The 11,076-nt window shown below is 40.6% G+C and carries 12 protein-coding genes; 9 read left to right on the forward strand and 3 right to left on the reverse strand.

Annotation, left to right across the window (positions count from 1 at the left end):
• Window positions 1-201: 201 nt before the first annotated feature.
• Both VB740_RS33540 and VB740_RS33545 read left to right on the forward strand, forming a co-directional pair.
• The gene (locus tag VB740_RS33540; RefSeq protein ID WP_323204139.1) at window positions 202-1,329 is read left to right on the forward strand and encodes an ABC transporter ATP-binding protein; all 1,128 of its coding nucleotides are present in this window, start codon (window positions 202-204) and stop codon (window positions 1,327-1,329) included.
• Window positions 1,330-1,401: 72 nt separating this feature from the next.
• Window positions 1,402-1,851: a hypothetical protein gene (locus VB740_RS33545; protein ID WP_323204140.1), complete on the forward strand. Its 450-nt coding sequence runs from the start codon at window positions 1,402-1,404 to the stop codon at window positions 1,849-1,851.
• A 251-nt stretch (window positions 1,852-2,102) separates the two neighbouring features.
• Here VB740_RS33545 and VB740_RS33550 read toward each other — a convergent pair whose 3' ends face one another.
• Complete coding sequence (locus VB740_RS33550) at window positions 2,103-2,876, reverse strand: MlaE family lipid ABC transporter permease subunit (protein WP_323204141.1); 774 nt, start codon at window positions 2,874-2,876, stop codon at window positions 2,103-2,105.
• 287 nt (window positions 2,877-3,163) lie between these two features.
• Between VB740_RS33550 and VB740_RS33555 the strand changes: the two genes are divergently transcribed.
• From VB740_RS33555 to VB740_RS36915, 3 genes are all read left to right on the forward strand, one after another.
• Complete coding sequence (locus VB740_RS33555; protein ID WP_323204142.1) at window positions 3,164-3,493, forward strand: hypothetical protein; 330 nt, start codon at window positions 3,164-3,166, stop codon at window positions 3,491-3,493.
• Between the two features lie 472 nt (window positions 3,494-3,965).
• Window positions 3,966-5,393 (forward strand): hypothetical protein, encoded by a 1,428-nt coding sequence (locus VB740_RS33560; protein WP_323204143.1) that lies wholly within the window; start codon window positions 3,966-3,968, stop codon window positions 5,391-5,393.
• A 544-nt stretch (window positions 5,394-5,937) separates the two neighbouring features.
• Window positions 5,938-6,165, forward strand: a complete 228-nt coding sequence (locus VB740_RS36915; protein WP_416291152.1) for a hypothetical protein — start codon at window positions 5,938-5,940, stop codon at window positions 6,163-6,165.
• Between the two features lie 154 nt (window positions 6,166-6,319).
• On the opposite strand, the gene VB740_RS33570 is transcribed toward VB740_RS36915, so the two are convergent.
• Window positions 6,320-7,468, reverse strand: a complete 1,149-nt coding sequence (locus tag VB740_RS33570) for an alanine--glyoxylate aminotransferase family protein (protein WP_323204145.1) — start codon at window positions 7,466-7,468, stop codon at window positions 6,320-6,322.
• Between the two features lie 164 nt (window positions 7,469-7,632).
• Here VB740_RS33570 and VB740_RS33575 point away from each other — a divergent pair, with 164 nt between their 5' ends.
• The 4 genes from VB740_RS33575 to VB740_RS33590 all read left to right on the forward strand — a co-directional run bounded on the left by VB740_RS33575 (window position 7,633) and on the right by VB740_RS33590 (window position 10,152).
• Window positions 7,633-8,022: a DUF1499 domain-containing protein gene (locus VB740_RS33575; protein WP_323204146.1), complete on the forward strand. Its 390-nt coding sequence runs from the start codon at window positions 7,633-7,635 to the stop codon at window positions 8,020-8,022.
• A gap of 196 nt (window positions 8,023-8,218) precedes the next feature.
• Complete coding sequence (locus VB740_RS33580; protein ID WP_323204147.1) at window positions 8,219-8,887, forward strand: DUF1345 domain-containing protein; 669 nt, start codon at window positions 8,219-8,221, stop codon at window positions 8,885-8,887.
• A gap of 114 nt (window positions 8,888-9,001) precedes the next feature.
• Complete coding sequence (locus tag VB740_RS33585) at window positions 9,002-9,247, forward strand: ChaB family protein (RefSeq protein ID WP_323204148.1); 246 nt, start codon at window positions 9,002-9,004, stop codon at window positions 9,245-9,247.
• Window positions 9,248-9,555: 308 nt separating this feature from the next.
• Window positions 9,556-10,152, forward strand: a complete 597-nt coding sequence (locus VB740_RS33590) for a GNAT family N-acetyltransferase (RefSeq protein ID WP_323204149.1) — start codon at window positions 9,556-9,558, stop codon at window positions 10,150-10,152.
• A gap of 524 nt (window positions 10,153-10,676) precedes the next feature.
• On the opposite strand, the gene VB740_RS33595 is transcribed toward VB740_RS33590, so the two are convergent.
• Window positions 10,677-10,844, reverse strand: a complete 168-nt coding sequence (locus VB740_RS33595) for a hypothetical protein (protein WP_323204150.1) — start codon at window positions 10,842-10,844, stop codon at window positions 10,677-10,679.
• Window positions 10,845-11,076 lie beyond the last annotated feature (232 nt).

An 11,076-nucleotide genomic window follows, 5' to 3' on the forward strand; every position in this document is an offset into this window, starting at 1 on the left:
CACCATCCGAAGATTTTGGTGCGTTACGGAAGCCGTAACACACCCTACATATACTCATGCCCAGTACTTGGTACGAAAGAATCAGTCTAGTATATTCTTGAACAATTGTTTTTGGCGGATACAATAAACCAAAGTGTCAAATTTAGTCTGTCCAATAGACTACTGACAATCACGTAATATCACGGCATTCTACAGAGGATTATGGCTCAAATTTTCATGGAGAATCAAAGGGGGATAACAACTTTTCAGCCACTTGATGTTGAACTGCGTAATGTGTTCAAGTTTTTTAACCAAGAACCAGCAGTTAATGGAATAGATTTGGATGTCAGACAGGGAGAATTTTTTAGTATTTTAGGCCCCTCCGGGTGTGGTAAAACAACAACACTGCGCTTAATTGCTGGGTTTGAAATCGCTGATGCTGGCAAGGTGTTGATTCAGGGTCAGTCTATGACTAATGTGCCGCCTTACCGCCGACCCGTCAATACTGTATTCCAAAGTTACGCTTTATTTAACCACCTGAATGTCTGGGATAACATCGCCTTTGGACTGAGGTTAAAAAAAATACGCAAATCGCAACTTGAAGCTAGAGTCCAAGAAGCTTTAAAACTAGTGAAAATGGAGAGTTTGCGATCGCGTTTTCCCAATCAACTTTCTGGTGGTCAACAGCAGCGAGTCGCTTTGGCAAGGGCTTTAGTCAACCGTCCCGCCGTCGTACTATTAGATGAACCTTTAGGAGCGTTAGATTTAAAACTGCGTAAGGAAATGCAGGTCGAGTTATCAAATTTACACAAAGACTTAGAATTGACCTTTGTGATGGTGACACACGACCAAGAAGAAGCATTGTCTTTGAGCGATCGCATTGCCGTAATGAATCAAGGCAAAATTGAACAAGTTGGCACTCCCAGCCAAATTTACGAACGTCCTCAGACATCCTTTGTTGCTGATTTTATTGGCGATACAAATTTATTCAGCGGTAAAATTGTAGCGGTAGACTCCTCTAATGTTAAAATCCTGACCAAAACGGAACTCTCAATTGTCATTAGCCGCGCTGAAGATACACCATCTGAATTATCACAAGCGGTGGTAGTCAGCGTGCGCCCAGAAAAAATCCAGCTTTCTCTTTATCCACCCAATTTGCCAGCTAACTGTTTTGAAGGACGGCTTGTCAATGTTATGTATTTGGGCACACATGTTAATTATGTTGTGGAATTAACAAATGGCATTAGCATAAATGTGTTGCAACCCAATACTTTTGGCATATTACCAGACCGCAACACGCCTATCTACGCTTGGTGGGCGGAAAATGATTGTTTAGCTATTAGTCAATAGTTATAATAAACTCCCTATATTAAGATTCAATAATGGAATAAGACCTTGACCCCGTACTAGGAATATCAACCCATGTCAATTTTGAAAAGAGTTCCTTGGGTGTCCCTGGCGTTAGTACTGCTTAGTTACAGTACTTTGGGCTGGGTAATATCTGAAGCACGTGCTCCTCTGTTTATCTGGCTGATGACTGTGGTTGCTATTTTGCTTTTAATAGTAACGTTGACCATTCCTTGGCTAAAAATGACATATTATTTAGATGTTTTGTTTAAATCAAATACTAGGTCTTTCGGCGTTGCCGTCTTAGGAGCTTTCTTATTCTTTATTATGATTGCCTGGTTTCGGGTATTTCTTGATACTTTACTGATCATTTCGGCGACTATATTAGTCAGGATAGACTTTCAAACAGCAGGTCTTAAGGAAGGGCTAGCCTTTTGGACTGCATCTATCTTTTCATTGACAGGTTTGGGCTTGGGTGCGCTACTCTACAAGTTAATATATTCCCAAATTGCTCTAGCGTTTTGAAGTGATGCCAAAAAAAAAGCTAGCGATGACTGCGGCGGGCTGCGCCATCGCTTCAGAACAAGTATTGTTTACCCACAAATTCCTTTTTAGCTCAGGTTCTCGACTTGTTAAAAAAGTTGGGAATCTTGTTATTACAGCAGATTGCGCTCTAATCGAATACACGTAGAGACGTAGTAGTGCTACGTCTCCACAAGGTTTTGGGTTTTATGTATGTACTTCATTTACCTGAAATGTGCTGTAAATAGTTAGTTTCAAAATGCAGGCTGTTCAAACAGCAATAGAGAGAGGAAAAAATCCATGACAAAAATTGATACCCAACTAGTGACAACTGCTTTTGTTGCCGATTCTCCTACTTCTTTTGCTCCGCCCTTAGTAGTTAACCCCCAACTACAGCCAATGACAGCAACCAGTAAACCAAAAATAAACCCTTTTAGCAAAATAATAAACAAATCTGAAGGTTCTAAAAAATTTCTGACTGATTCTAAAAATGTTTCGGGAAGAATTTTGTAAAACTGTGATGCGGCAAAAACTCCGCCGATGATGCCCGTAACTAAACCCAAAATCGTCATCAAAGGCACCATCAAACAACAAGCAATTACTCTAGGAACTACTAGATAATCAATCGGATCAGTTTTGAGCATATAAAGTGCATCAATTTGCTCTGTGACTTGCATTGCACCTATTTCTGCTGCAAAAGCAGAACCGACTTGTCCCGCCATAATGCTAGCAGTCAAAATTGGAGCCAATTCTCTACAAAAAGCTAAGGCAAAAGCACCTCCCACAGCATTGACAGCCCCAAATCGAATTAATTCCCTTGCCGTTTGAATAGTAAAAATCATTCCTGCAAAACCGTTGACAAGGAGAACTGGAGAGATAGAGCATGGCCCAGCAGTCACCAGATGTTGGAAAATCTTGCGATAGTAAGTTTTTCCTTGGAGAAAATGTAGCCACACTTGGCCGAAAAGTAGTACTGCCGTAAAACCGCGTACAATTTCAGATTGCTCGGAATTTATTTTTAGTCGCAATTTATAATCCTTAAGACTGACTTTTTTTGCATATTATGTCACATCAATTCTTCAAAATAAGACTACAGTTACAAATAGTGGCAACCCAGCCAGATATAATCTGACTTTCTTAATTACTTAGACGCACGAAAGGCAATAGGCAATAGGCAATAGGCAATAGGCAAGAAGGCAAGAAGGCTTTTTGAGTTGTACAGAGTTTTTTTACACAATCAAATATAAGTTCTATCGTACCTATGGTATTGTGAGCTTTTTGCTGCTCAGTAAATAGGATTTTCCAATAATTTTTTATGAGCAAGATAAGAACTGTCGTTTTTCTGTTTTTATTGATACTAATTTTATCCGTAGCACATCCGGCTTTTGCATCTGTATGCCGCAATTACGATGGGCTACGCCGCCAGATTTGCATTCTCAGCATCAATCGAAGTGCTAAAAATTATTGGGAATACAGAGCAGCAGTTAGTGTAGATGGAGTCAAAAGACCCACCGAGGTTTACAATTGTCGTGAACGAGTCAAGGTTCAACAAGATGGGACTGTTTTGCCCTTTGAGCCAAAAGGCCCTGGTGAGATGGTATGCAGCTTTTTTAATTCTTCTTTGCGGAAAACACGCGCCAGATAATAAAGACCGTGAAACCTAGATAGGTAAATACTGTCAGCCATTCTTGCCAGATACCAAATTCGTTATTCATCAGCAAAAGCCGGAAAATTAATATTTTTAAATCCTATACGCTAATGCTGTCAGTTGCTTGGTGTATTTTGCAAGATAAAAGCTACTCAAAAATTTTTAGATAATTTTCCGGAATCAATAACGTCGGGGTGGTAGTACATATCAGAGCATCGATATTATACTTAACCTCTTATAACTAACCTGCGGGGAATATATCCCTATTGTTTCCGCTCAAAAGCCCGGTCATAAAAACCGGGTTTTTGATGTTTGTACCAATAGAACTTACAGATGAGTGTCGGAAAAATTAACTACAGAGTCACAGCTAGCTGTGCACCCAACTCTCGACGTATCAAATAAACTGTTGTTCAGAAACTTTTAAGTGAATTTATTGGTCTGGTTCTCCAAATTCTGCAAAAATCAGCCAATGTCATCTTCTGCTCAAGGTATTCCCGGATTACCCGATTTGACGCATCCGATTGAGCTTGTCCAATTTGGAACCCAGGCGCTCAAAGCTTCACTATTATTAGTATTTTTGATCGTAGCTTTGGGAGTTGCCATCGCACTGATCAGTTTTTCTCTCCGTCGAAGCCAGCCGGAACAACTTATATTCATTGGCGAATGGAGTGTTCGTTATTCTCAACTGCTGCGGGGATTACAACATTTAACCCTGGTATTAGTTTTGTTAGTACCAGGATTTTTTCTCTGTTCAACTTTAAGCAATCGCTATCACCACTGGGAACAAGCGAAGGTGGCTCAAGTGGCTCAAACTGTTGCAGGTGAAAGGCTCGAACAATTTGCGCCGCAAGTGCGCTACTCTATTCAAGAGCCATACTCTTATAACGCTCAAGTCAATGGCAAAATAGTTAAGGTAAATGAGACGCGAGAGATTACGCGCTTCTTGATGCTGGCTGGTTCGCAAATTCAAGTCAAGCTTGACCAAAGCGTAGATGTTCCAGGTCGCAGTTCAGTTTATCAAGCAAATTATACTGCTGACTATAAAGTAGTCAATCAGCTTAAGGATATTAATAATTTTTTCTTTGAAGTACCGCCACCCAACGGGTATACACTGCTTGCTAGCTATAAAGTTGAGCGTGATGGAACTAGGCTACAACCAACCAACGCGGGTAATTATAGTTTTCCCTTCCGCTTACAACCAGGGGAAGAAACCACCTTTCGAGTTACTTATCAGGCTCAAGGAGGGCCACGCTGGGTTTATAGTGCAACGGGACAGTTGCTTTCCAACTTCCGCCTCACAGCAATTGCTAACTTTGCTCCGGCTGATTTTGCCAGTGGTATTGTACCTAATGAAATTAAAGTTGACGGACGCAGTACCCAATTTACTTGGAAGTTTGACGATAATGTTTCAGTCAAAAATCCATTTGGAGTGTTTACCAACACCGAACCTATTCGTCACACTGGCGTAATTCCGCGTCTTTTATTGCTAGCACCAGCAATATTTTTGTGGTGGATATTGTTGTTATATTTGTCACTGCCAATGAGTTTTAAAAATGTTGCGATCGCTGCTAGTATTTTCTTTGCTTGTCTATTGGTTTTGACCTATCTAGCTCGTATCATCAATGCTCAGTTGGCTTGGACTTTAATTTCCATCATCTTACTGTTTCTGACATGGGGATTGGGGGCAAGTCGCAGCGCTTCCCTTGCTGCTATTATCTGCACTATTGCTGGAGCAGTATTACCCATCTTTGGTTTATTAGTACCATTCAGTGGACTAACCCTCAGCCTAGCGGGTTTGCTTTCAGCCGTTTGGCTAGCAGTTCGTCACTGGTATGGCTGGTATAGTTTGCACCCAGAAGACCAAAGATTGCAGGTTCAGAAAAATGCTAAATATTAAGTGATTCCGCTATGATTAGCAAAGTTTTAGCAATTAGCGCTTATGGATAACGATTTACTGGCTTTTTTGGCGGGTGCAGGGTTACTCGTCCTCTATCTCATCTTTTCTGCATTGACTGAAATGGGAACTAAACTACCCTGGAAGAAATAAGCTGATGGGAAGATGAATCAAGTATCAACAGTTATTAAAATCAAAAAATGTAAATTTAATGCACCAGCCTACTTAAAAAATTTACATTTTTCAACCTGATTGGGCTTGGAAAAAGGAATAAGCATCCTTTAGGCTGAGTTAATATACTTATTGTTCGAGGGAGTGCCAAATGCGCGATCCACAGAAGAACCAAATTAAAATCGAGCCGGCAACCCTCGTATTAATTGTGTCCATGCTAATACTCTTGCCTCTACTGTTTGTTGGTTTTTTCTCGCAGTGAGCCAGTGAGGGATACTCAACAGATATATTCTCCCGGCTTGTTTACAAAATGTGAACGAGCCGCACTTTAGTATTACCGTGGCATCTTAACCTAATCTCCTGAATTGTTAATACATTGACCTGCAATGCGATTGTTTCGCCTAACAATGTTATTGTTTCGCCTGACAATGCGATTGTTTCGCCTGACAATGCGATTGTTTCGCCCAACAATGCGATTGTTTCGCCCAACAATGCGATTGTTTTGCCCAACAATGCGATTGTTTCGCCCAACAATGTGATTGTTTCGCCTGAAAATGCGATTGTTTCGTCTGACAATGCGATTGTATCCGCCTACAAAAATTAACCTGCCCTTTCTTTAATCCTTCGGATAAGTAAAAAGAGTCAGTAAGTATGGAGCATCAGCTTTGCTTTAATTCGCAAACAATGTTAGCGCGATGCCTACGCTCTTTATCTCAGGTGCGTTAAGCTACTGTTAACGCACCGCTTTTGCCCGTAAACTACTTAGGCAAAACTTGCTGTAGTGCTGCTAAAAGTTGGTCAACGCTTTCTTTACGACTATTAAAGCCCATCAATCCGACGCGCCAAACTTTACCGGCTAGTTCGCCAAGACCACCACCAATTTCAATATTATATTCATTGAGTAACTGCCGAGCGATCGCTTTCCCATCTACACCTGTTGGAATGCAGACAGTGGTAAGCGTTGGCAGTCTATACTGCTGCTCAACGTGCATACTCAGTCCTAAGTTCTCCAACCCTTCCCAGAGATATTCTACGTTCTTTTGATGACGCTGCCAGGAGTTTGCTAACCCCTCTTCTGCAAGCAAACGCAGTGCTTCCCGCAATGCATAATATAAATTAATTGGTGCTGTGTGGTGATAGGTGCGTTCAGCGCCCCAATACTTGCCCAGCAACAGCATATCCAAATACCAGTTTGCAACCTTTGTTTGGCGATGTTGCAATTTCTCAACGGCACGCGGACTCATTGTAAAGGGCGAAGCACCAGGCGGACAACCCAACCCTTTTTGACTACAACTATAGGCTAAGTCAACTCCCCAAGCATCCAAAAACAAGGGGACGCCACCTAAACTTGTGACTGAATCAACTAACAACAAAGTGCCAAATTCACGGCACAAATCAGCGACACCTTCCAATGGTTGACGTGCGCCGGTGGAAGTTTCGGCATGAACTAGGGCTAAAATAGTTGGACGATGAGTTTTTAGGGCAGCTTGGAGTTCATCCAGATTGAAAACTTGTCCCCAAGGTTTGGTAATGGTTCGGACATCTGCGCCATAACGTCCAGCCATATCCACAAGGCGATTACCAAAGTAACCAGCTACACCAATTAAAACCACATCACCGGGTTCTACAGCATTGGCGATGGTTGCTTCCATTGCGGCTGTTCCCGTACCGCTGACTGCAATGGTGAGTGGGTTTTCTGTTTGCCATACGTAGCGTAGCAACGACTGAATCTCATCCATGAGTGCGAGAAAAGCTGGGTCAAGATGCCCAACTGGTGGAGTATTCATCGCCTGGAGAACTGTAGGATGGGCATTGGAGGGCCCAGGCCCCAACAATAGACGGGATGGGATTTCTAGAGGTGCAAGTTGCAAGCGCCCAGAGTCGTTGATTGAAATTGTTTGCGTCATAATCTGTCTTCGCCTAGACGATACTTACCGAATCATAGAGCGAACGCATCACCCATGTTTTAGTGAATCTGCCATTTGCCAGAAGATGCAATTACGGCAAAGTATTACAGTGATGTCAACAAATGTGTGAGAGTATACTTATTCACTTATCCGAATACATCATTATGGTTTTTGCTGGCAAACGACCAAATAATTTAGGTATCAGTAACGGTAAATTAGCACCCTGTCCTAATTCCCCTAACTGTGTTTCTAGTCAGAGTACAGATGCAGTTCACAAAATTGCCCCACTGACTTTTACATCTACTCCAGAAGAAGCAATTACTAATCTTAAAAAGATTATTGAGTCCTTGCCAAGAACTAAAATCATTACCGAAAGCCAAGATTATTTATATGCAGAATTTAAAAGTGCTTTGTTGGGATTTGTAGATGATGTAGAGTTCTATCTAGACAGGAATGCTAATGTAATCCAAGTGCGTTCTGCTTCACGCTTAGGTCAGAGTGATTTGGGTGTTAATCGTCAACGAATAGAGACGATTAGAGCCAAGTTAAAGTAAGTATCCTCCTGTGGGTTTCAGTTTCTTAGAGGGTTAATTGGGAGCGTTATAAGTAAGTGGACAGAGCCAACGCAAACTCTGCACCCTCTACCGTTTTATAATTACAATTCAACTTATCTTTCTGTGTGAGTGCCCAGAACTGCGATATCTTCCTGCTTTCAAACCGATCTAGATCAAATTTGCGATCGCAATATTTGTGAAACTTAATTTATTTAAAAACTTTGACCACCGACCCCGACTGATTATTGCTGTTGGAATTGCTATATTAGTTTCAATAATTCTTCCATCTTGGCTGCATTTACCAACTCGCATTCTCTGCGCTTGGAACTTTGGCACTGACTTTTTCTTAGCCGTAACTTGGTGGAAAATGATCAAGGCTAGCCCAGAAAAAATTCGCCGTTATGCTGAGAATGAATATGAAGGACATTTAGCTATATTCATGCTGGTGATAGCTGCGGCTTGTGCTAGTGTTTTAGCGATCGGGTTTTTACTAACTGATAAAAAAGGGTTGTCAACAACTCTGCTTACCCTACATGTCATACTTTCAATTATGACCATTGTCGGTTCCTGGTTACTAGTGCATACGATGTTTGCAGTGCAATATGCACACAGTTATTACAAATATATTAATCGTAATAATAGTCAAGAAATCATCGGAGGTTTAGATTTTCCTAATAACGACTATCCAGACTATTGGGAGTTTTTATATTATTCATTCGTAATTGGCATGACTAGTCAAGTTTCAGATGTGGAGACGAGATCGCGCGATATGAGGCGCTTGACTCTGTTACACAGCATATTATCCTTCTTTTTCAATACCACCATTTTAGCGATGAGCATCAATATCATTGCATCGCTGATTTAAAAATCGCTTGACTCAGCCAAAAGTATGATTATTTACTTCTCTACTTTCAGAAAGAGGAAATTCTCTTGCAAGCTTTTTAACATGAACTTAAATTGAGACAATCGGAGTAAGTTTATGTCTGATAAAACAATAAATGAATTGTCTGGTGAAATTAGAGAACAGTTACCTGAACACGCACAGCAGATTTTTCTAGCTGCATTTAATGCTGCTCAAAGTGATGGTATGAGTGAAGAAGGTGCGCGTGAAGTTGCTTGGAATAGTGTGAAGAATGAATACGAACCAGGCAGCGATGGCAAATGGCAGAGAAAGCCTGAAGACACTGCTATACATAATAAAGCTGTTACGTCTGGTGGTAATTGAGTGAATTTAAGCTCGTTATTAAGTATCTTTTGGTAGAGATAAGGCAAAATTTCAAGGGGATTCCATTTTTACAAAGCAGGCATGGAATTCCCTTTTTCTTTTTCATAATTTGTACAAAATAATAAACATTTTGAACAAACTATAGGAATCGTATTTGATTTTTGAAATTATCTGCGTAGGTGGGAAGTGGAGAGTGGGGAGTAGGGAATAAGGAATTAGGCTTTTCGAGCTTTACCGAGCTTTTTCAGAAATCAAATATTACTCCTATATAATTATTTAAATACGGCCTAGAAAAATCTACACAGTATATGTTAATTCAACAAGACGAAATAACTATTCGTCTAATGCAGGATGAAATACATGATTATAAGTTGATGGCAAAATGGTTAACTGATGAACAAATTTTAAAATTTTATGAAGGAAGAGATAATCCTTTTGATGTAGAAAGAATTATAGAAACGTACAAACCGATGATCAGGGGAGATGACCCGGTTGTTCCGTGTCTGTTCTACTATCAAAATATTCCCATTGGTTATTTGCAGTATTGTGCGCTTAATGACTTATCACAAACCGATAGACAATTGTATCATCTCGATCAAACTGATGATGTCTACGGAATTGACTTGTTCATAGGCGAAACCAACTATTGGAACAAGGGAATTGGTACAAAAATTCTGTCAGCAGTTATCAGTTATCTTTTTGAACAGCGGCAAGCTGATAAAATTGTCATAGATCCTCATGTTGACAATTCTCGCGCTATCCGCTGCTATGAGAAATGTGGTTTTGTGAAAGTAAAACTATTGCCCGCGCATGAACTGCATGAAGGGGAATATTCAGATTGTTGGCTCATGGCAATAGACCGAAAAAACCATTGCACTCCTAATTTACCGAAAAATTGGGTTTAAAGCCCCGTTGTTCTACGACGGCTTTCAATTAATTAGTGTACTAATACACTATACTAATGAAAGTGGAAAGGTAATCAACCACTTAAAAAACCTAGCCGTCGAAAGACAAAGCGCTGAACCTTGACAATTAAATCTATGCGGTTCTACTGCATTGTTCTATTTTCCTCCTAGCAGTAGGTAAAAGATTTATAGGAGCTAGGCGACTCAGATTTTTGGAACTATTTGTTTCAAACTAAACAGGACTTGCACGGCAGTTGCAACAAGAGTGGCTCACCGCAAGTTAGCACTGCCTCAGAAATGCAACTAGGGTAGGGCATACCCAAAGTTAACGCTTGGGGAGAGTCCCACCTCTGGGCTAGGTAACGCAAGGAACCTAGTTTAAGTGGTCTCAGTGAACCAAGAATCCCCGTCGATTTATCGCGGGGAGTGTCAAAATAGTTCTTCAGTTAATGTCCGACCGGATACCGGGAGTCGCACAGATGCTGACACCATAGTGTAAGTTGGTGTAAAAATATGTCACTAAATTAACTCGCGTGTTCCCAGTCACTCAGTAACTCATGCTGTTGTACTATTTTCTGACATTTGCGGAATGGTACTTTAGGAGTACCAATATTAATGCCAGGAAAAGACTGTTTTTTCGTCTTGGTGGGTCTACTTTCTTGTATTGTTGAACTGATTTTTTGGGTTTTCATTGGGAAATAAACTTCTAATTAAAATCTGAGCACCAATTTATAACACCAATTTTCAAACGGTAAATTTCACTTTAGATAGTTTATTTTATACAAATATTTACATTCCGATCGCTAGTACCGCAAGGCGGAAATCAAAAGTCAGCACAATTCGCAATTCGCAATTCGCAATTAATGCCACAGGATTTATCCGGGGGCTTGAACCAAGCAAAGTTTAAAATTTATCTATCCATAA

Source organism: Nostoc sp. UHCC 0251, assembly GCF_034932245.1.
In the GTDB taxonomy this organism is placed as follows: Bacteria; Cyanobacteriota; Cyanobacteriia; order Cyanobacteriales; family Nostocaceae; genus Nostoc.